General features: G+C 68.5%; 16 protein-coding genes and 1 pseudogene. 3 read left to right on the forward strand and 14 right to left on the reverse strand.

What is annotated here, in order from left to right:
- Positions 1 to 16: 16 nt before the first annotated feature.
- Both HWX00_RS04420 and HWX00_RS04425 read right to left on the reverse strand, forming a co-directional pair.
- Positions 17 to 811, reverse strand: coding sequence for a 5'-methylthioadenosine/adenosylhomocysteine nucleosidase (locus HWX00_RS04420; protein ID WP_367189530.1), 795 nt, complete (start codon positions 809 to 811; stop codon positions 17 to 19).
- A complete protein-coding gene (locus HWX00_RS04425) occupies positions 811 to 3,174 on the reverse strand; it encodes a UvrD-helicase domain-containing protein (RefSeq protein WP_175028008.1) in 2,364 nt (787 codons plus the stop codon). The genes HWX00_RS04420 and HWX00_RS04425 overlap by 1 nt, the downstream gene beginning before the upstream one ends.
- 213 nt (positions 3,175 to 3,387) lie before the next feature.
- Between HWX00_RS04425 and HWX00_RS04430 the strand changes: the two genes are divergently transcribed.
- Positions 3,388 to 6,255 carry a valine--tRNA ligase gene (locus tag HWX00_RS04430; protein ID WP_034191168.1) on the forward strand — a complete coding sequence of 956 codons (2,868 nt, stop codon included), beginning with the start codon at positions 3,388 to 3,390 and terminating at the stop codon, positions 6,253 to 6,255.
- An 87-nt stretch (positions 6,256 to 6,342) separates the two neighbouring features.
- A complete protein-coding gene (gene galU, locus HWX00_RS04435; protein ID WP_034191169.1) occupies positions 6,343 to 7,224 on the forward strand; it encodes a UTP--glucose-1-phosphate uridylyltransferase GalU in 882 nt (293 codons plus the stop codon).
- A gap of 52 nt (positions 7,225 to 7,276) precedes the next feature.
- Here the strand turns inward: galU and HWX00_RS04440 are convergent, their stop codons facing one another.
- The 7 genes and pseudogenes from HWX00_RS04440 to HWX00_RS04470 form a co-directional block, all read right to left on the reverse strand.
- A complete protein-coding gene (locus HWX00_RS04440) occupies positions 7,277 to 7,891 on the reverse strand; it encodes a DUF4136 domain-containing protein (protein ID WP_124609391.1) in 615 nt (204 codons plus the stop codon).
- 37 nt (positions 7,892 to 7,928) lie between these two features.
- A pseudogene (locus tag HWX00_RS04445) lies at positions 7,929 to 10,317 on the reverse strand (CHASE2 domain-containing protein).
- Positions 10,318 to 10,327: 10 nt separating this feature from the next.
- Positions 10,328 to 11,689, reverse strand: a complete 1,362-nt coding sequence (locus tag HWX00_RS04450; RefSeq protein WP_175028007.1) for a FecR family protein — start codon at positions 11,687 to 11,689, stop codon at positions 10,328 to 10,330.
- Positions 11,686 to 12,390 (reverse strand): response regulator transcription factor, encoded by a 705-nt coding sequence (locus HWX00_RS04455; protein ID WP_006490421.1) that lies wholly within the window; start codon positions 12,388 to 12,390, stop codon positions 11,686 to 11,688. The genes HWX00_RS04450 and HWX00_RS04455 overlap by 4 nt, the downstream gene beginning before the upstream one ends.
- Positions 12,391 to 12,657: 267 nt before the next feature.
- Complete coding sequence (locus HWX00_RS04460; protein ID WP_175028006.1) at positions 12,658 to 13,092, reverse strand: peptidase; 435 nt, start codon at positions 13,090 to 13,092, stop codon at positions 12,658 to 12,660.
- A 187-nt stretch (positions 13,093 to 13,279) separates the two neighbouring features.
- Complete coding sequence (locus tag HWX00_RS04465) at positions 13,280 to 13,507, reverse strand: sulfurtransferase TusA family protein (RefSeq protein ID WP_006402122.1); 228 nt, start codon at positions 13,505 to 13,507, stop codon at positions 13,280 to 13,282.
- A gap of 117 nt (positions 13,508 to 13,624) precedes the next feature.
- Positions 13,625 to 14,560 carry a LysR family transcriptional regulator gene (locus tag HWX00_RS04470; protein ID WP_034191174.1) on the reverse strand — a complete coding sequence of 312 codons (936 nt, stop codon included), beginning with the start codon at positions 14,558 to 14,560 and terminating at the stop codon, positions 13,625 to 13,627.
- A 109-nt stretch (positions 14,561 to 14,669) separates the two neighbouring features.
- Here HWX00_RS04470 and HWX00_RS04475 point away from each other — a divergent pair, with 109 nt between their 5' ends.
- Positions 14,670 to 16,190, forward strand: a complete 1,521-nt coding sequence (locus tag HWX00_RS04475; RefSeq protein WP_034191175.1) for a CoA-acylating methylmalonate-semialdehyde dehydrogenase — start codon at positions 14,670 to 14,672, stop codon at positions 16,188 to 16,190.
- A gap of 57 nt (positions 16,191 to 16,247) precedes the next feature.
- Here HWX00_RS04475 and HWX00_RS04480 read toward each other — a convergent pair whose 3' ends face one another.
- From HWX00_RS04480 to HWX00_RS04500, 5 genes are all read right to left on the reverse strand, one after another.
- Positions 16,248 to 17,132, reverse strand: coding sequence for a MurR/RpiR family transcriptional regulator (locus HWX00_RS04480; RefSeq protein ID WP_034191176.1), 885 nt, complete (start codon positions 17,130 to 17,132; stop codon positions 16,248 to 16,250).
- Between the two features lie 287 nt (positions 17,133 to 17,419).
- Positions 17,420 to 18,592 (reverse strand): Gfo/Idh/MocA family protein, encoded by a 1,173-nt coding sequence (locus tag HWX00_RS04485; RefSeq protein WP_175028005.1) that lies wholly within the window; start codon positions 18,590 to 18,592, stop codon positions 17,420 to 17,422.
- Between the two features lie 32 nt (positions 18,593 to 18,624).
- Positions 18,625 to 19,551 carry a TIM barrel protein gene (locus tag HWX00_RS04490; RefSeq protein ID WP_175028004.1) on the reverse strand — a complete coding sequence of 309 codons (927 nt, stop codon included), beginning with the start codon at positions 19,549 to 19,551 and terminating at the stop codon, positions 18,625 to 18,627.
- Positions 19,552 to 19,580: 29 nt separating this feature from the next.
- Entirely contained in the window at positions 19,581 to 20,594 is a 1,014-nt protein-coding gene (iolG, locus tag HWX00_RS04495; protein WP_049036394.1) for a bifunctional inositol 2-dehydrogenase/D-chiro-inositol 1-dehydrogenase, read from the reverse strand.
- A gap of 59 nt (positions 20,595 to 20,653) precedes the next feature.
- Positions 20,654 to 21,565: a sugar phosphate isomerase/epimerase family protein gene (locus HWX00_RS04500; RefSeq protein WP_049036392.1), complete on the reverse strand. Its 912-nt coding sequence runs from the start codon at positions 21,563 to 21,565 to the stop codon at positions 20,654 to 20,656.
- Between the last annotated feature and the right edge of the window lie 22 nt (positions 21,566 to 21,587).

The raw sequence follows: 21,587 nt of genomic DNA on the forward strand, positions 1-21,587 counted from the left end.
TAATACGACGGCGGCTTCAGGCCGCCGTCGTCGCATGCAGCGTCAGGAAACGCTTGAGGATGCCGGACGAATAGCTGCTCGCGATCGCCGACAGGAAGTGCGAGAACGACTGCGTCGCGTGATCGTCGGCCGTGTCGGAGATCGTGCGCACGAGCGCGAACGGCACGTCGTGTTCCGCGCACACCTGCGCGATCGCGGCGCCTTCCATTTCGACCGCGAGCGCGTCCGGCAACGCGTCGCGCAACGCGACGACCTCGCGCTCGCTCGACACGAAGCGGTCGCCGCTGATGACGAGCCCCGCGTGCAGCGCCGCGCCGGCGAGCCCGAAGCGCTCGGCGAACCGCGCGCCCTCGTCCGCGACGAACAGCGTGCAGGCGTCGCGCAGGCGCGCCGTCAGCGCCGCGTCGGTCGCGAAGCGCGTGATGCCGAGCAGCGGCACCTCGTAACGCGGAAAGAGCGGCGACGCGTCGAGATCGTGCTGCAGCAACGTATCGGCCACGACAACGTCGCCGACCCGCACCGTGCGCGACACGCCGCCCGCGACGCCGGTGAACACGACGCCCGACACGCCGAACACGTGGATCAGCGCGCTGACCGTCGCGGCGGCCGCGACCTTGCCGACCCGCGCGAGCGTGACGACGCAGGCCGCGCCGTGCACGGTGCCGACGTGATAGTCGCGGCGCCCGAGCGTGACCGTCTTCATCGCGCCCTCGGCGCGCATCGCGGCGATCAGGTCGCCGAGCTCCTCGGGCAGCGCGGCGAGAATGCCGAGCGGGCGAGCCGAAGGCGTGAACGCTCCGTCGATGCCCATCATTCCACCGCCTGCAGTTTCGCAACCGCGAGCGCGAGCCATTTCTCGCCATGCCGCTTGAACTTCACCTGCGCCTTCGCGTCGGTGCCGTTGCCTTCGAGCGCGGTGACGGTGCCTTCGCCGAACTTGGTATGGAACACCTGCTGGCCGACGCGGAAGCCGGTGTCGGCCGCGCGCTGCTTGTTCGCGAACGCGGGCAGCGGCGCGGATACGGCCGCGTCGACGATCTGCTCGCGGCTGCCGCCGCCCGGCCGCGCGAACCAGTCGCGCCCGTACCCGGCGTTGTCCGAACGCCCGCCCCAGCGCGAGCCGGCCTCGACCTTCGGCGTCAACCACTTCAGCACGTGCTCCGGCAGTTCGTCGAAGAAGCGCGAGCGCACGTTGTAGCGGGTCTGGCCATGCAGCATCCGGCTCTGCGCGAACGACAGGTAGAGGCGCTCCTTCGCGCGCGTGATCGCGACGTACATCAGCCGGCGCTCTTCCTCGAGGCCGTCGGATTCGAGCACGCTGTTCTCGTGCGGGAACAGCCCTTCCTCGAGACCCGTGATGAACACGGCCGAGAATTCGAGCCCTTTCGCCGCGTGCACCGTCATCAGCTGCACGGCGTCCTGGCCGGCCTGCGCCTGGTTGTCGCCGGCCTCCAGCGACGCATGCGACAGGAAGCCTGCGAGCGGCGTCATCGTGTCGGGGTTCTGCGCCGGGTCGGCGGGCGATGCGGGATCGAGCACGTCGAGCGCCGGATCGTCCGTCGCGGCGCCGAGCTCGGGCGCCGCGATCGCACCCGCGCGCAGCGGGATCGAGCGGGCCGGCGTGTCGAGCCCGTAACCTTCCTCGGCGATGAACGCGGTGGCCGCGTTCACGAGTTCCTGCAAGTTCTCGAGGCGGTCCTGGCCTTCGCGCTCGCCCTGGTAGAAATCGGCGAGACCGCTGGCGCGCACGATGTGCTCGACGGTGTCGGGCAGGTTCATGTGCTGCGTATCGGCGCGCATCTTCGCGATCAGGTTCGCGAATCCGCCGAGGCTCGTGCCGGCCTTGCCCGTCACGTACGGAATCGCGGCGGCCATCGAGCAGCCGTACAGGCGCGCGGCGTCGGCGAGCTGCTCGACCGAGCGCGCGCCGATCCCGCGGGTCGGGAAGTTCACGACGCGCGCGAACGCGGTGTCGTCGTTCGGGTTGTCGATCAGGCGCAGGTAGGCGAGCGCGTGCTTCACTTCCTGCCGCTCGAAGAAGCGCAGGCCGCCGTACACGCGGTACGGGATGCCCGACGACATCAGCGTGTGCTCGATCGAGCGCGACTGCGCGTTGCTGCGGTACAGGACGGCCACTTCGCTGCGCGCCATCCCGGTGTTGATCAGCGAGCGGATCTCCTCGACGATCCAGCCGGCTTCCTGCGAATCGGTGCTCGCCTCGTACACGCGCACGGGCTCGCCGTGGCCGGCGTCGGTACGCAGGTTCTTGCCGAGGCGGTGCGCGTTGTTCGAGATCAGCTGGTTCGCCGCGTCGAGGATGTTGCCGTGCGACCGGTAGTTCTGCTCGAGCTTGATCAGGTTGCGCACGCGGAATTCGTCTTCGAAGTCGCGCATGTTGCCGACGTTCGCGCCGCGGAACGCGTAGATCGACTGGTCGTCGTCGCCGACCGCGAAGATCGCGTTCTCGCCGCCCGCGAGCATCTTGAGCCACGCGTACTGCAGCTTGTTGGTGTCCTGGAACTCGTCGACGAGGATGTGCCGGAAGCGCGCCTGGTAGTGCGCGCGCAACGGCGCGTTGTACGCGAGCAGCTCGTAGCAGCGCAGCAGCAGCTCGGGGAAATCGACGACGCCCTCGCGCTGGCACTGCTGGTCGTACGCCTGGTACAGCTCGACGAACTTGCGGTTGAAGTTGTCGGTCGCGTCGACCTTGTCGGGGCGCAGCCCCTGCTCCTTCGCGTTGTTGATGAAGTACTGGACGTTCTTCGGCGGATACTTTTCGTCGTCGACGTTCGCGGCCTTCATCAGCCGCTTGATCGCGGACAGCTGGTCGGCCGTGTCGAGGATCTGGAACGTCTGCGGCAGGCCGGCGTCGCGCCAGTGCGTGCGCAGCATCCGGTTGCACAGGCCGTGGAACGTGCCGATCCACATCCCGCGCGTGTCGATCGGCATCATGGCCGACAGGCGCGCCATCATCTCGCGCGCGGCCTTGTTCGTGAAGGTGACGGCGAGCACGGTGGGCGGCGATGCGTAGCCCTGCTGGATCAGCCACGCGATGCGCGTGATCAGCACGCGGGTCTTGCCGCTGCCCGCCCCTGCAAGGATCAGCGCCGGTTCGTTCGGCAACGTGACGGCGGCGAGTTGTTCGGGGTTCAGATTGGCGAGCAGATCGGGCATGGAGCGGCAGCTGACGGGCAAGAAAAATGCGGACCCGACATTATAAGTCGGCCGCGCGATGCCGTTCCCGATCCGTTCGGCCGCATGTTGCGCACGCGTGGCGGGCCCGTCGCGACAGGCCCGTGCGGGCAAGGCGATGGCTGGGCGATGGGCATCCATTTATAATTGTCGGATTCGGCATCCAATTCACGCATTTTTCGGCAGATTTCCAACATGAGCGACAACACGCTTGCGAAGAGCTTCGAGCCCCATACCATCGAGTCCCAATGGGGGCCGGAGTGGGAAAAACGCGGTTATGCCGCCCCGGCATTCGATCCGTCCCGCCCCGATTTCGCGATCCAGTTGCCGCCGCCGAACGTGACGGGCACGCTGCACATGGGCCACGCGTTCAACCAGACGATCATGGACGGCCTCGCCCGCTACCACCGGATGCTCGGCGAGAACACGCTGTGGGTGCCCGGCACCGACCACGCGGGGATCGCCACGCAGATCGTCGTCGAGCGCCAGCTCGACGCGCAGGGCGTCTCGCGCCACGATCTCGGCCGCGAGCAGTTCGTCGAGCGCGTGTGGGAATGGAAGGAAAAATCCGGTTCGACGATCACGGGCCAGGTGCGCCGCCTCGGCGCGTCGACCGACTGGTCGCGCGAGTACTTCACGATGGACGACAAGATGTCGGCCGCCGTGCGCGACGTGTTCGTCACGCTCTACGAACAGGGCCTGATCTACCGCGGCAAGCGCCTCGTCAACTGGGATCCGGTGCTGCTCACCGCCGTGTCGGATCTCGAAGTCGCGAGCGAAGAGGAAAACGGCCACCTGTGGCACATCCGCTACCCGCTCGTCGACGGCTCGGGCTCGCTGACGGTCGCCACCACGCGCCCCGAGACGATGCTCGGCGACGTCGCGCTGATGGTCCATCCGGAAGACGAGCGTTATGCGCACCTGATCGGCAAGCTCGTCACGCTGCCGCTGACGGGCCGCGAGATCCCGGTGATCGCCGACGACTACGTCGACCGCGCGTTCGGCACGGGCGTCGTGAAGGTCACGCCCGCGCACGATTTCAACGACTACCAGGTCGGCCTGCGCCACCACCTCGCGCCGATCGAGATCCTGACGCTCGACGCGAAGATCAACGACAACGGCCCCGAGCAGTATCGCGGCCTCGACCGCTTCGACGCGCGCAAGGCGATCGTCGCGGACCTCGACGCGCAGGGCTTCCTCGATTCCGTGAAGCCGCACAAGCTGATGGTGCCGCGCGGCGACCGCACGGGCGTCGTGATCGAGCCGATGCTGACCGACCAGTGGTTCGTCGCGATGACGAAGCCGGCGCCGGAAGGCACGTTCAACCCGGGCAAGTCGATCACCGAAACGTCGCTTGACGTGGTGCGCAACGGCCAGATCAAGTTCGTGCCGGAAAACTGGACGACCACCTACTACCAGTGGCTCGAGAACATCCAGGACTGGTGCATCTCGCGCCAGCTGTGGTGGGGCCACCAGATTCCCGCGTGGTACGGCGAGAACGGCGAGGTGTTCGTCGCGCGCAACGAGGAAGAAGCGCGCGCGCAGGCCGCCGCGAAGGGTTATGCGGGCGCGCTGAAGCGCGACGAGGACGTGCTCGACACGTGGTTCTCGTCGGCGCTCGTGCCGTTCTCGTCGCTCGGCTGGCCGAACGAAACGCCCGAACTGCAGCACTTCCTGCCGTCGTCGGTGCTCGTCACGGGCTTCGACATCATCTTCTTCTGGGTCGCCCGGATGGTGATGATGACCACGCACTTCACCGGCAAGGTGCCTTTCCATACCGTCTACGTGCACGGCCTCGTGCGCGACGCGGAAGGCCAGAAGATGTCGAAGAGCAAGGGCAACACGCTCGACCCGATCGACATCGTCGACGGCATCGACCTCGAGACGCTGGTCGCGAAGCGCACGACGGGCCTGATGAACCCGAAGCAGGCCGCGACGATCGAGAAGAAGACCCGCAAGGAATTCCCGGACGGCATCGCCGCGTTCGGCACCGACGCGCTGCGCTTCACGATGGCGTCGATGGCCACGCTCGGCCGCAACGTGAACTTCGACCTCGCGCGCTGCGAAGGCTACCGCAACTTCTGCAACAAGCTGTGGAACGCGACGCGCTTCGTGCTGATGAACTGCGAAGGCCACGACTGCGGCACCGACAAGCCGGAAGTGTGCGGCGCGGGCGACTGCGGCCCCGGCGGCTACCTCGACTTCTCGGCGGCCGACCGCTGGATCGTGTCGCTGCTGCAGCGTACCGAGGCCGACATCGCGAAGGGTTTCGCCGATTACCGCTTCGACAACATCGCCAGCAGCATCTACAAGTTCGTGTGGGACGAGTACTGCGACTGGTATCTCGAACTCGCGAAGGTGCAGATCCAGAACGGCACGCCGGAACAGCAGCGCGCGACGCGCCGCACGCTGCTGCGCGTGCTGGAAACGGTGCTGCGCCTCGCGCACCCGGTCATCCCGTTCATCACCGAGGCGCTCTGGCAGAAGGTCGCGCCGCTCGCCGGCCGTTATCCGCAGGGCAAGGCCGAGGGCGAGGCGTCGCTGATGACGCAGGCGTATCCGCTGGCGAACCTGCAGAAGATCGACGAGGCGTCCGAGCAATGGGCGGCCGACCTGAAGGCGATCGTCGACGCCTGCCGCAACCTGCGCGGCGAGATGAACCTGTCGCCGGCGACCAAGGTGCCGCTGCTGGCTGCCGGCGACGCCGAACGCCTGCGCTCGTTCGCGCCGTACGTCCAGGCGCTCGCGCGCCTGTCGGACGTGCAGATCCTCGCGGACGAAGCGACGCTCGACAAGGAAGCGCACGGCGCCCCGATCGCGATCGTCGGCCCGAACAAGCTGGTGCTGAAGGTGGAAATCGACGTCGCGGCCGAACGCGAGCGCCTGTCGAAGGAAATCGCGCGCCTGACGGGCGAGATCGCGAAGTGCAACGCGAAGCTCGGCAACGAGGCCTTCGTCGCGAAAGCGCCGCCGGCCGTGGTCGAACAGGAGCAGAAGCGGGTCGCGGAATTCCAGAGCACGCTCGAAAAGCTGCGCGCGCAGCTCGATCGGTTGCCTGCGTAACAAACGGTAAGGTCGTTTGCGTTCACTATAATGCGAACGTGAACATAAGCCGTCTGACAAGTCGATTACAGGAATAAAGGTTCGATCATGTTGAAAGTCACCAAGGCAGTATTCCCCGTCGCCGGCCTCGGCACGCGGTTCCTGCCGGCAACGAAGGCGAGCCCGAAGGAAATGCTGCCGGTTGTCGACAAGCCGCTGATCCAGTACGCGGTGGAGGAAGCGATCGCCGCGGGCATCACCGAGATGATCTTCGTCACCGGACGCAGCAAGCGCGCGATCGAGGATCACTTCGACAAGTCGTACGAGGTCGAGGCCGAACTCGAGGCGCGCGGCAAGGAAAAGCTGCTCGAGCTCGTGCGCAGCATCAAGCCGAGCCATGTCGACTGCTTCTACGTGCGCCAGCCGGAAGCGCTCGGTCTGGGCCACGCGGTGCTGTGCGCGGAGAAGCTGGTCGCGGACAACCCGTTCGCGGTGATCCTGGCCGACGACCTGCTCGACGGCAACCCGCCGGTGATGAAGCAGATGGTCGACGTGTTCGACCACTATCACAGCTCGGTGATCGGCGTGGAAGAGATCCCGCCGTCGGAAACGAAGTCGTACGGCATCGTCGACGGCAAGGAGTGGGAAGAGTCGATCGTCAAGATGTCGGCGATCGTCGAGAAACCGGCGCCGGAAGTCGCGCCGTCGAACCTCGGCGTGGTCGGCCGCTACATCCTGAAGCCGCGGATCTTCGAGCACCTGCGCGCGCTGAAGCCGGGCGCGGGCGGCGAACTGCAGCTCACCGACGCGATCCAGGCGTTGCTCGCCGACGAACAGGTGCTGGCCTACAAGTACCAGGGCACGCGCTACGACTGCGGCAGCAAGCTCGGCTACCTGAAGGCGACGGTCGAATTCGCGCTGCGCCACCCGGAAGTCGGCACCGAGTTCGACGCGTACCTGCGCACGCGCGGCATGCAACCGGCCGCCTGACCGCGGCAAGGGCTCGCCACGGCGAGCCCGCCCTCACCTCGCCGGCCGGCGCTCAGCGCGTGTCGGCAGGCTTCACCGAGACGACGCCCGGCATCCCGCCCGCGTCGTCTTTTTTCGTCTTGACGAGCCAGCCGCTGCCGTCGTCGAACGGCAGCTTCGCCAGCGCGCTCTTCACGAGCGCCGGCGCGGCCTGCTGCGTGCCGGGATCGCGATCGCGCAGCGCGGCCGATACACGGTACACGTCGGCCCCCGAGCGCGCGTCGACGAAACGCAGCGTGAGCACGTGGCGATACACGGTGCCCATGAACGGCAGCGCGAACGGCGCCGGCCCGTCGACCGTCACGCACGCGCTGCTCGCGGCACCGCACCGGTCGGCGATTGCCGCGACCGACGCCGGCTGCGTCGCGTACGCGATCGACAGCCGGTAGCGCGCGTCCTTGAGCGGCCGCGCATCGAAGCCGCGGCGCGCGAGTTCGTCGCGCACGATCGTCTCGATCTGCCGGTATTCGGTGTCGCCCGCCTGCGCGGCCGTCCGCACGAAATCGTAGCCGTGCGCACCGGATGCAAACGCGTTCGGCTGCCCGACCGTACTCACGCCGCTCGTCACGCCGGCGCAACCCGTCAACAGCGACGCCGCCAGTGCGGTCGCTGCCCATTCCTTTCTCATGGCTTTCCCCAAATACCTGCCGTCGCGCCCGGCCCTGTCAGGCGGACGGCTCGTCGATCGCGGGCAGCGACACCGTCACCGCGGTGCCGACACCCACTTCGCTGTCGACCGACACGCTGCCCCCCATGGCGCGTGACGACCGTCTTCACGAACGCCATGCCGAGCCCGGAACCCGAGATCTCGGGCCGCTCGCCGGCATGGAATCGCTTGAAACGCTCGAACAGATGCCGCTGATCTTCCGGCGCAATGCCGTACCCCTGATCGCGAATCGTACAGAACATCCGCTTCGATGCGTGCTCGACCGTCAGCGTACACGTGATTACGGTGTCGGACGGACTGTATTTGACCGCGTTGTTCAGCAGGTTCACGAAGGCGCGCGTGATCAGCGAGCGGTCGGCGCGCACCCAGCACATGTCGGTGCCGACCTCGGTGTCGATGCGGATGTGCTTCGCCTGCGCCTGCGGCCACACCTCGTCGCTCGCGTCGATCAGCACGTCGACGAGACTCGTCACCTCGAACTGGTACGCCTGCGACTCGGCGCGCGCCAACTGCACGAACTCGTCGGCGAGCGACAGCGCGCGGTGCGCATAACGCTCGATCCGCGCGAGCAGCCCGCGCATCGCGTCGCTGTCGACGCGGTCGCGCTCGATCTCGACGAGCGCGAGGATCGACGCCTGCGGCGAGCGCATGTCGTGCGACAGCAGGTGCAGCGCTTCCTCGCGATGCCGCTCGGCCGCGTGCAGCTCGGTCACGTCGACGAGGCCGGCGATCCAGCCCGTCACGCGGCCCTGCGCGTTCGTACAGGCCGCGTAGCGCAACAGATGGTCGAGGCCGTCGCGATCGCGCACCTCGATGCCGCGCGCCATCGCGTCATGCTCGGCCTCGAGCGTCGGGTCGAGCGCGGCCGGCCAGTGCTCGCGGATCGCCGCGTCGTGCTCGGCGTTGCCGTCGACGGTCTTCATGAAGGTCAGCTCGCCGAGCGCGGTGCGCAGCGGCCGCCCTTCCGGCAGCGGCAGCGACAACCGCGACCCGTAGCGCTTCGCCGCGTGGTTCGCGATCAGCACGGTGCCGGCGAGGTCGGTCACGAAGATCGGCTCGGGCATGCTGTCGAGGCTGTCCCACACGAAGCGCTTCATGTCCTGCACACGCTGCGCGGCCTGCGCCATCAGCGCCATCTGCCGCTCGAGCACGTCGCCGCCGACGCTGCGCGTGCGCGGCGCCTCGGGCAGCAGGTGCGGCTCGTCGGCGAGCCGCTGCAGCTCGCGGCGCAGGTACGACATCGTCATTTCCAGGCGCCGCCAGTTCCAGATCGGGTAGACGGCGATCAGCCCGAAGATCGCCGGCGCCGGCGTCAGCCAGATGCGCGCCTCGAACAGCAGCGCCAGGCTCGCGACCGCGGCAAGCGCGGCGAGACTCATCGTCAGCAACAGCGCGCGCCACGGCGACAGCATCAGGAAACCGCCGAGCAGCGCGGCGAGCGGCAGCAGCGACGCGGCGAACAACCCCACGCGCGACGCGGGCGAGATCGCACTGCCGGTCGCCAGCATGTCGAGCACGTTCGCATGGATGTACACACCGGCCAGCGGGCCGAACTCGCCGGACACGGGTGTCGCGAAGCGGTCGTACAGCCCGGACGCCGTCACGCCGACGACGACGATCTTGCCGCGCAGCGCATCGGGTTTCACGCGCCCTTCGAGCACGTCGTCGAACGACAGCGTCGGATACGCCGGCGTGTTGCGGCTGAACGGGATCAGATAGCGGCCCTCGCCGGCCGCATCGCGCGACAGGTCGTGCGCGTTCGCGCCCGGCACGCCGCCGACCGGATGCAGCCGGCCGGCCTGGATCGCGCGGTACACGGGCACCATCAGTTGCGGCCAGCGCACGCGGCCGTCGCTTTCGAACAGCGCCACGCTGCGCACGATGCCGTCGCGATCGACTTCGAGATTGATGTGACCGAGCCCCGTCGCGCGCGCCGCGAGCGCGGCGACCGGCGGATCGACGCTGCGCGTGCCGTCCGCTTGCTCCGGGCTCAGCAGCACGGGCAGGAAGGTCGGCACGCGGCTCATCGCGTCCGCGAACGCGCGATCCTCCGGCGACGGTTCGGTGAACAGCACGTCGTAGACGACGGCGGCCGGCTGCGCGCGCGCCAGCGTGTCGAGCAGCCGCGCATGCACGTTGCGCGACCACGGCCAGCGGCCGAGCGCGGACACGCTCTGGTTGTCGATGTCGACGACGACGACGTCGGGCGACAACGGCAGGCTGCGCAGCATCAGCATCCGGTCGTAGATCAGCCCGTCGACGCTCGACGACAGGCGGCCGAGCGCGCACGCGAGGATCACCGCGATCCCGAGGCAGCCGATCGCGATCCATTCGATGAGGAAGCGGCGGCCGAGGCGCCGCCGCGGGGACACGGAATCGGGTTTCATGCGCCGCGGGTCAGCGCGACAACGTGAACGCGCTGACCGGACTGGTCTTCTCGTAGAACTTGCCGCCTTCGAACTCCTCGACGGTCACGGCCCAGAAATAGTCGCCCGGCGGCAGATGCGCGACGGTGAGCTGGCGCGCCTGCAGGCCGACCTGGTCGACGACCGGCGCGCTCAGGTCCTTCGAGCGCGACAGCACGAACCGGTAGCGCGCATCCTTGCCCGAACCGTTCGGCGACCAGCGGAACGCGTAGCCGCCGGCACCGGGCGCCGCGCTCGCGTCGAGCCCCATCACGCGACGCTCGAACGCATAGGTGCGCGGCAGCCCCTCGAGGCCGTTCGCATCGATCGCGGCGATCCGCAGGAAGTAGTTGCCGTTCGGCACGTCGCGAAACACCGCGCGCGGCGCATCGGTGCGCGTTTCGCGGAACAGGTCGAGCAACCCCGCGTCGTGCGCGAGCTGGACGTGGTAGCCGCGTGCCTGCGCGAGCGGCGCGACGTCGAACGTGACGTCGGGCTCGTCCTGCACCTTGTCCGGATGCGCGAGCGCGGGCGGGGCCAGCAGCTCGACGGGCGCCCCGACCGCGCCGGACGCCGTCGACACGCTGCCGAAATTCGCGTGCACGAGCGTCGCGTCGGCCGCCTGCCGGTGACCCGCGACGCCGACGGTGCCGTCGAGCACTTCGACCCGCGTCGACGCATTGCCGGCCGCGTCGTAGTTCACGCGAAAACGCGTGCCGCGCACACCGGCCACGACGGACGGCGAGCGGATCTGGAAGCGGTCGTCGCGTTTCTTCAAATGGGTGACTTCGCTGTCGACCGAGCCGCGCGTGAGTTCGAACTCGCGATCGAGCGTGCCGGTCAGCACGGTGCGGCGCAGCGACTTCAGGTCGAGCTGGCTGTCGGGCGGCAGGCTCATGTGCGTACTATCGGCCAGCTCGATCGTCACGAAACCGTTCGGGCCCGTGCGCACGCGGTCGCCTTCCGCGAGCGTCGCGTCGTTTGCAAGCGCCGTGAAAGCGCCGCCGGACGCGCGTTCGGCCGTGCCCTGCACCGCGATCACGCGTGCGGTCAGCTTTTCCTTGCGCAGGCGCGCGACCGGCAGCTTCAGCGCGACGCCGGGCTGCAGGTGCTTCGGCGCGGGCACGCCGTTGATCTGCTGGAGCAGTTGCCAGTCGTCCGCGCCCTGCAGATAGCGCGCGGCGACGTCGTACAGCGTGTCGCCCGCCTGCGTGCGGTATACAACCGTCTTGCCCGCGGCGGCGGGCGGCTGCGCCGCCGCGTGCTGCGCGGCGAACGCACACGCGACCGCACAGGCCGCGCGCAGCGCCGCCGTGCGCAGGGTCGCCGTGCGCTGCGTGATTCCCGTCATCACTCCGGTTCTCCCTGGCCGACCCGTTCGAGCCGGTAGCCGTAGCCGTAGATCGGCGCGAGGCGATAGCCGTTCTCGGGCCGCAGGCCGAGCTTGGTGCGCAGCATCGAGATGTGCGTGTCCATCGTGCGCGACGGGATGTCGGTCGCCTGCTTCCACACGAGATCGAGGATGTGCGCGCGCGACAGCGGCCGGTCGAGGTGCTGGAACAGCAGCAGCGCGAGCTCGAATTCCTTCTGCGTGAGGCTCACGGCCTTGTCGCCGACATACGCCTGCTTCAGGTTCACGTCGAAACGGAACTGATCGAACTCGCGGACGGTGGCCTCGGCGTTGACCGGATACGCGCGGCGCAGCAGCGAGCCGATGCGCGCGCGCAGGATCGGGCCGGACACGGGCTTGACCACGTAGTCGTCGGCGCCGGCGTTGAGGATCTGCGTGATCCCCGCCTCGTCGTCGCGGCTCGTCATGAAGATGATCGGCAGGCTGTGCTCGGTCTGGTTCGCACGCACCCACTTGAGCACTTCCTCGCCGGACATGTCGGGCACGTTCCAGTCGAGCACCAGCAGATCGAACGTCTCGCGCTGCAGGCGCTTCTTCAGGGCCTTGCCTTCCTTGAACGCGTAGCATGTGTGGCCAACGGCCGTCAGCGTTTGACTGACGAAATCCGTCTGGGCCGGATCGTCATCCAGTACAGCAATTCTCATAGCACCCCGCAAATCGAAATCGATTCGTCCATTCAACTCCCGCGCCTACCCCGGCCGCGCACCACGTGCGCGGCGTCCGGATATCGGCCGGCGAGCCGTCGTTGGCCGTTCGCGCCGCCTGGGCAAACCGGCGACCCCGGTCAAATATCTCAAAAACGGGGCACGGACGAACCGGCGATTTCATCATAGTAGTATGAAATTCGCCAAGAAATTGCGCGGACTACCGTCCTTTCTTCGAATAATCCTTCCGGTCGCGCAATCGGACGCCTAATCCGCGCCCGCGATGCCGGTCACCGGCTGGGCAACATCGTCGGCCGGCGCGCGTGGCGACGGCCGTTCGGACAGCGGCGGTTGAACCAGCATCCGCTGCAGCTGGCCGCGCACGCGCTCCCACGCAACCGCTGCGTAGTCGGGCTGGGCTGCCGCCCACGCCTGCGCCACATCGAACACGCGCTCGATCGTCGCACCGCAGTAGGTCAGGCCCGCGCCGTCGTCCTGCGCGGCATCGCGCAGCCGTTCGTCGAGCCACTCGGCCAGCCACGGCATCTCGGCCGCGGCCGAATCCGCATAAGCCTCCAGCGCGGCGCGCGCATGGCGATCCTGACGCGGATCGAGCTCGATCCGGCTCAATTCCGACGCGCGTGCGGGCGCCATGCATTCCGCTCCGGACGGACTTCGAAGGGTCCCTGGTCTGAAGGACATGTCCTCTCCCCGTTGTACGACGGTAGCGTCAGGCAAGCCCCCCGTGCCCGCCTTGCGACGTACCGTGGCCGGCGCGTCGCTGGGAGCGGACGACCGGCCGGGTCAGTATACGCAGCCCGTCACGCAACGAGGTTTAAGAATTGTCAGAGAGGCCCGGCCGGCGCGGCGGCACGGGCGAGGCGGGCCGTCAGCGGCGGCGCATCAGGAATACGAAGGTCTTGTCCTGCGTCGTCGATTCGACGATCTCGTTGCCCGTCTGCTTCGCGAACGCGGCGAAATCGCGCTGCGAGCCCGGGTCGGTCGCGAGCACCTTGAGGATCTGCCCGCTTTCCATATCGGCGAGCGCTTTCTTGGCACGCAGGATCGGCAACGGGCAATTGAGCCCGCGCGCGTCCACTTCCTTGTGAATCTGCATCGGATGTCGACCTTCGAATGACGCGCCACAGGCGGCGCGGGAGGAAGCCGCGATTTTACCGCAGCGCCGCCGCGCCTGCCCGCCCCGCCCGCGGCGCGACGCGCGCGGGTGCCGGGCTCACGCGCCCGCGAAGCCGCCCGCGAGCCGTTCGCGCAGGTGCCGCACGAGCGCGCGCACCGCGCTGGGCACGACCGGGCTGTACGGCCGGATCGCGAAGATGTGGTCGCCGAACGCGCCCGACGGCCGCCAGCCGTCGAGCAGCGCGACGAGCCGGCCGGCGTCGAGATCGCGCCGCGCGCTGAAATCCGGCAGCAGCGCGATGCCGAGCCCGCCGAGCGCGGCCTCGCGCATCGCCTCGCTGTTGTTCGCCGCGAAACTGCCGCGCACGGGCACGCTCACGCGCTCGCGCCGCCGGCCGTGCAGCTCGAAGCTCCACGCGGCCGGCTCGTGGTCGCGCAGGTAGCACAGGCAGCTGTGGTCGACGAGTTCGTTCGGATGGCGCGGCGCGCCGCGCGCATCGAGATAGTCGCGGCTCGCGACCAGCAGCGAGCGCGTGTCGCACAGCTTCCACGCGACGTGGGTCTGCGGCGCGGTGGTCGTATGGCGAATCGCGAGATCGAAACCCTCCTGCGTCAGCGAATGCAGCCGATCCGACAGGTCGAGCTCGATCTGCACGCCCGGATGCTGCCGCAGGAAATCGGGCAGGTGCGGCACGACCTGCTGGCGCCCGAGCGCGACCGGCACCGTCAGGCGCAGCAGGCCGCGCGGCTCGCCGGCCAGGTCCTTCACGCGCGCGAAGTGCTGCCCGATCGACTCGAACGCATCGCGCGTGCTGTCGACGAGCGTCTGGCCCGCATCGGTGAGCCGCACGCTGCGCGTCGTGCGGCGCACGAGCGGCACGCCGGCCGCCTTTTCGAGATCGGCGATGCGCTGGCTCATCGCGGCCTTGCTGATGCCGAGCCGCTGCGCGGCCGCCGTGAAACTGCCGGCCGCGGCCAGCACCGTCAGCGAATGGATGTGCGGCCAGAGCGCCTGGACATTTTGCTGATTCATTCGCCGATTATTCAGAATTCTGAACAGTGAATCAAGTTTCGCGGCCTTCTCCCGCCCTGCCGGTTTCCCTAGACTGGGCCCTGTTCCCCCCTCATCCCCAGGAGACACGATGAATCCGGTTCCCGCCTACACGTCCGACGCCGACGTCGGCCACTATGTCGACGGCGCGCCCGCGGCCGGCCGCAGCGGCCGCTTCCAGGACGTCCTCAATCCGTCGCTCGGCCGCGCGGTGCGCCGCGTCGCGCTCGCCGACGCCAGCGAAGTGCAGCGGGCCGTCGCGTCGGCCCATGCCGCGTTCCCGGCCTGGGCCGCGACGCCGCCGATCCGCCGCGCACGCGTGCTGCACCGCTTCCTGCAGCTGATGAACGAACACCGCGACACGCTCGCGGCGATCATCACGGCCGAGCACGGCAAGGTGTTCTCCGACGCGCAGGGCGAAGTCGCGCGCGGCATCGACATCATCGAATTCGCGTGCGGCGTGCCGCAACTGCTGAAGGGCGACTTCACCGACCAGGTCAGCACCGGCATCGACAACTGGACGATGCGCCAGCCGCTCGGCGTCGTCGCGGGCATCACGCCGTTCAACTTCCCGTGCATGGTGCCGTGCTGGATGTTCCCGGTCGCGATCGCGACGGGCAACACGTTCGTGCTGAAGCCGAGCGAGCGCGACCCGTCGGCCGCGCTGTTCATCGCCGACCTGCTCACGCAGGCCGGGCTGCCGGCCGGCGTATTCAACGTCGTGCAGGGCGACAAGGGCGCGGTCGACGCGCTGCTCGACCACCCCGACGTGCAGGCCGTCAGCTTCGTCGGCTCGACGCCGATCGCGGCCTACGTCCAGCAGCGCGCGGTGCAGTCCGGCAAACGCGTGCAGGCGCTCGGCGGCGCGAAGAACCATCTGGTCGTGATGCCCGATGCGAACCTCGAGCAGGCCGTCGACGCGCTGATCGGCGCCGCGTACGGCTCGGCCGGCGAGCGTTGCATGGCGATCAGCATCGCGGTGCTGGTCGGCGACGTGGCCGACCGGATCGTGCCGGCCATCGCCGAGCGCGCCCGCAAGCTGGTGATCGGCGACGGCATGTCGCCGGAAGTCGAGATGGGGCCGATCGTCACCGGCGAGGCGCTGAAGCGCATCGAGGGTTATATCGAGCAAGGCGTGAACGAAGGCGCGCAACTGGTGGTCGACGGCCGCGGGCTGCGCGTGCCGGGCCGCGAGTCAGGCTTCTTCACCGGCGGCACGCTGTTCGATCACGTAACGCCCGGCATGCGGATCTACAAGGAAGAAATCTTCGGGCCCGTGCTCGGCTGCGTGCGCGTGAAGGATTTCGGCGAAGCGGTCGACCTGATCAATGCGCACGAGTTCGGCAACGGCGTGTCGTGCTTCACGAGCGACGGCGGCATCGCGCGCGAATTCGCGCAGCGCATCCAGGTCGGCATGGTCGGCATCAACGTGCCGATCCCGGTACCGATGGCGTGGCACGGCTTCGGCGGCTGGAAAAAGAGCCTGTTCGGCGACATGCACGCGTACGGCGAGGAAGGCGTGCGCTTCTACACGCGCCAGAAATCGGTGATGCAGCGCTGGTCGTCGAGCATCGGCAAGGGCGCCGAATTCGCGATGCCGACCGCGAAGTAAGCCGGCCGGCGCGCCGCCCGCCGATCGAGATCGCGGGCGGTGCGCCGCCGCAACACGTCAGCCGGCCTTGGTGCCGTGCGCGCCGTCGGCGGTCGGCCGGTACGACAGCTCGAGCCGGTACGCGAGCGCGACGAACAGGCTCTGCGCGAGACCCATCGTGGCCGTCAGCGCACGAAAACCGAACGTCTCGCTGTCCTGCACCATCAGCGTCACCTCGGCCTCCCGCGCAAGCGGGCTCATCCGGCTGTCGGTGATCGCGATCACGCGCGCGCCGCGCTGCACGGCCTGCTGCGCGACCTGGACGGTTTCCTCCGCATACGGCATGAACGAGATCACGATCATCACGTCGCCCGCGCGCACCGAGCGGATCTGCCCGAGATGCATGCTGCCGAGCGCGCTGAAGAGGCCGATGCGCTTGTCGGTGTGCTGCAGCGCGTAGTCGAGATACACGGCGATCGGAAACGCGCGCCGCGAGCCGGCAATCCAGATCGCCTGCGTATCGGCGAGCAGGTCGACGGCCTGCGCGAGCGCCCGAGAATCGAGCGTCTGCCGCAATTGCTGCATGCCCGCGATGCTGCCCTTGATGAATTCGTCGGCGATCTGTTCGGGCTGCAGGCTCGACGAGCCCGCTTCGATCACGTCGCGCAGCCGCAGGTTGTACGCACGCCCGGGCGCGATCTGCTGCGCAAGCCCTTCGCGGAACAGCCGCTGCATCTCGGAGAAGCCGGAGAAGCCGAAGTGCTTCGCAAAGCGGACGACGGCCGACGGCTGGACGCCGCACGCCTCCGCGAGCGACTGGATGCCTTCCAGGCCCAGCTGGTCCCGGTGCGTTTCCACGTGGCGCGCGATCACCTTCAGGCGATTGCTGAGGCCGTCGTACTCCTGCGTCAGATGCTGCAGGAACTGCTCGACGGTGGCGGGAGGTTTCTCGGATGAACTCATCGGATAGCGCGAAGTTGACGGCCCCGATGCGCGCGCGATGCTGGCGGACGCGGCCCGGAACTCACCTGGATACATGCATGAAGGGCGAATTTAATCACGTTTGCGGCACGGCCCGCGCCGCACGCTCGCTCCCACGCGCTCGATCATCACTTGCACACGCTCCACGGCAAGGCTGGAAGCGATTGTCCAACGCGCTCGCGGCGTCGTAAAGATTAGGGCGTGTACCGAGTACCGGGGCCGGCCGCCGGTGCGCACGTGACGCAGCCCGCGCGGCCGGCCCGCCCCGCTCACCGATAGTCGACCCACACGCCGCCCGCGTCGGCGGAGCGCACGCAGTGCTCGACCCAGCGTACGCCCTCGACGCCGGCGTGAACGTCCGGATAACGGATCTGCTTCAACGCGTCGGCGTCGCCGCGATCGGCCGCATCCATCGCACGCGCGAACCGCGCGTAGAGATTCGACCATGCCTCGAACAGCCCTTCCGGATGCCCGGCGCCGATGCGGTCCTCGTGCAGCGCCTGCGGATGCAGGTAGCCCATCCCGCGATCGAGCACCTGCGCGGGCTGGCCCTGCACTTCGTAGCGCAACTGGTTCGGATGCTCGTCCCACCACTCGATGCTCGCCTTCGAGCCGATCACGCGCACCTTCTGGCCGTGCATCGAGCCGGCGTTCACCGCGCTCGACCACACGTAGCCGACCGCGCCGGTGTCGTACTCCATGATCGTGAACGCGTTGTCCTCGAGCGGCGCGCGGCTCTTCACGAAGCTCTGCCGCGAACACATCAGCCGCCGGATCTTCAGTTCCGGCGCCATCACCTCGGAGATGTACAGCGGATGCGTACCGATGTCGCCGAGCACGTAGCTCGGGCCCGCGAACTTCGGGTCGACGCGCCAGCGCGCGGCCGCGCTCGCGGCCTCGACGCCTTCGCTGTGGAAGCCGTGCGCGAACTGCATCTGCACGATGCGGATCTCGCCGAGCTCGCCGCGCGCGATCATCTCGCGCGCCTGCTCGATCATCTGGTGTCCCGAGTAGCCGTACGCGACGCCGACGATCCGGTTCTTCTCGACCGACAGCCGCTGCAGCGCCTCGGCCTCCTCGGTCGTGAAGCACAGCGGCTTCTCGCAGACCACGTGCAGCCCCGCGTTCAGCGCGGCGCGGCAGATCGCGAAGTGCGTGTTGTTCGGCGTCGCGATCGACACCGCGCGGATGCCGTCCGGGCGCCGCGCCTCGGCGTCGAACATCGTCGCGTAGTCGGGATAGCAGCGCTCGGCCGCGACGCCGAGCTTCACGCCGAACTGGCGGCCGCGTTCGGGATCGAGGTCGAATGCGCCGGCAACCAGCTGGAAGCTGCCGTCACGCAGCGCGGCCGAGCGGTGGCTGTAGCCGATCTGGCTGCCGAGCCCGCCGCCGACCATGCCCCAGTGAATCGAATGTCCAAGCAGAATCTGTCCGTCAATCATGATGGTGGTGTTCCTGGTGCGGGTTCAGTGGGTCAGGCAAAGCCGGCCGACGCGAGAAACGCGCGGCTCGCGGCGACGTCGCGCAGGCTCGTGGCGGCGTTGCGCGGGTCGCGCTCCTGCTCGATCGTGATGTAACCCGCGTAGCCGATCTCGTCGAGCGCCTGGCGGATCGCGCGGTAATCGAGCACGCCGGTGCCGATCGGGCACATCACGCCGCGTGCGCAGGCGGCGAAGAATGCGATGTGCTCGCCCATCACCGCGTCGTACACGGCCGCGTCGATATCCTTGAAATGCACGTAGTCGAGGCGCGCCGCATGGCGGCGCAGCCAGGTTTCCGGGTCCATGCCCGAGTAACGCAGGTGGCCGGTGTCGAGACACAGGCCGGCCGTCTCGGCCGGAATGTCGGCGACGATCCGGTCGATCTCGTCCGCGAACTCGATGTAGCCGCCCGCATGCGGATGGATCACCGCGCGCACGCCGAACTCGTCGCGCGCGATCGTCGCGATCTGCCGGATATGGTCGACCATCCGCGCCCAGTGCTCGGCGGACAGCCGCGGCGCGCGATCGCCGTGGCCGGCCGCGTAGTCGCGCACTTCGTGGCCCCAGTCGATCACGACCAGGTACGGCGCCGCGTAGCGCTGGCCGTCCTGCGTCGGCAGCCTGGGCAGCCGCGTGATCAGCGCGCAGATGTCGCGCGTCTGGCGCAGCAGGTTCGGCAGGTTCTCCGGCGACACGAGATCGTCGAAGATCGTGCCGGCGGTGATGCTCAAGCGTTGCCGCTCGAGTTCGGCGCTGACCACGTCGAGTTCGAGCGGGATGTAGCCGTACGGCCCAAGCTCGATGCCCGAGTAACCGGCCTGCGCGGCTTCGGCGAGCACGTGCCGCCACGGCGGCAGGTGCGGGTTCTTCACGTCGTCGACGCCCCAGCAGCAGGGCGCGCAGCCAATCTTCATCGTCATGTCGGTCGCTCCGTCAGGTCAGCCGCGGGTCAGCCGCGATAGAACGCGGGACGGCCGGCCATCGCGATCGGTTCGACCGCGCCGCTCTTCTGCGCCCGCACGCACGCATCGGCCGCGACCGCCGCCGCGTAGCCGTCCCATGCGGACGGCCCGGTCAGCGCGCCCTGCCGCACGCCGTCGATGAACGCCTGCAGCTCGACGTCGTACGACGCGATGAAGCGCTCCTTCCAGTCGGTCATGATCTCGACCGACCGCCGCGCCGCGTGCTTGAGCCCGACGGCCGGCGGATCGGGCAGCTTCGCGATGCCCTGCTCGCCGACCACTTCGCACTGGATGTCGTAGCCGTACTGGCAGTTCACGAAGATCTCGACGTCGATGCGCACGCCGCTCGCGGTTTCGAGCAGCACGATCTGCGGATCGGCGAGATGCGCGGACGCGTGCCGCGTCTTCTTCGGATAGACGACCTGCGCGCTCGTGTAGTCCTCGCCCAGCAGCCAGCGCAGCACGTCGAGTTCGTGGATCAGCGTGTCGGTGATCGCCATGTCGGTCGTGTAGCGCTCGCCGACCGACTGGTTGCGATGCGCGCAATGCAGCATCAGCGGTGCGCCGATCTCGCCGCTGTCGATCACGCGCTTGAGCGCGCGATAGCCTTCGTCATACGGCCGCATGAAGCCGACCTGCACGAGCCGCTTGCCGTGCGCGACCTCGGCTTCGACGATCCGCATGCAACCGTCGGCCGTGACGGCCAGCGGCTTCTCGCAGAACACCGGCTTGCCGTGCGCGATCGCGTCGAGCACGAACGCTTCGTGCGTCGGCCCCCACGACGTGACGAGCACGGCCTGTACGTCGGCGGCCGCGACCACTTCGTGGCCGTCGCCGTAGATCTCGGCGTCGAGCCCGTACTTCGTCACCGCGTCGCGCGCCTGCCGCGGGTCGATGTCGTTGACGGCCACGACGCGCGCGCCGGACAGCGTGCGGGTCAGTCTGCGGATGTGGTCCTGGCCGATCGCGCCGCAGCCGATCACGCCGATTTGCAAGCTCATCTACAAGTCTCCAGTCGTTCATCAGCGGCGCGGCCCCCGCCGCGCCGGTCGGGAATCGGTCAGCGCGCGCGGCGATCGAAATGGCGATCGACGTAGCGCTGGATCGTGTCGCGCATGTAGCGCGACGAGGCTTCCGCGCGGTCTTCCCACGCGAACACGCACGACGACATCACGCCGTCGAAGCCGGCGGCGCCGAGCGCGCCAAAGAACCCGTCCCAGTCGATCTCGCCCTGCCCGATGTCGAGATGCTGGTGCACGCGGATCTGGTTCGAGCCGGGCGGGTTCACGATGTAGCGCAACTGGCTGCTCTTGCGGTGGTCGAACGTGTCGGCCACGCGCACGTGCGCGAGGATCGGCGCGGCCTGCGCGATCATCGCGGCCATGTCGTCGCCGTAGTAGAACGTGTGCGGCGCGATATACGACAGCTTCAGCGACGGCGAACCGAGGTTCGTGACGATGTCGATCGCCGGTTGCAGCTGTTCGATCCAGTCCTCGGGATGCGGCTCGACCGACAGCACGATGCGTTCGCGCTCGAGGACCGGCAGCAGCTCGTCCATCGACCGGAACCACGCGGCCTCGCACAGCTCCTTCGGGTTCGCGCCCGGCCGCTCGCCGACCGAACGCTCGGGCGACGCGCCGCGCCCGAATTCCGACACCATCAGCGGGCATTCCATCTCGACCGCCACCTCGATCGCCTTGCGCCAGCAGCGCACGGCCCATTGCCGCTCGTCCTCGAACGGGCTCGCCCAGCGGTACATCGGTTGCAGCGACGCGAGCCCGACGCCGCTCGCGCGCATCGCCTGGCGGAACCCGGCCATGCGCTCCCGCGTCGCGCGCGGCATCACCCACCAGTCGAGAAAGTCGCTGCGCGGCGACAGCTCGATCTGGTCGTAACCCAGTTCGGCTACCGCATGCGGCAGCCGGTCGAGCGGCAGGTGGCGAATCATGTACGGGTCGAGTGCGATCTTCATCGGGCGTCCTTCGTGAAGGCGG

This window comes from Burkholderia seminalis DSM 23518 (assembly GCF_902832885.1).
GTDB classification, from domain to species: domain Bacteria; phylum Pseudomonadota; class Gammaproteobacteria; order Burkholderiales; family Burkholderiaceae; genus Burkholderia; species Burkholderia seminalis.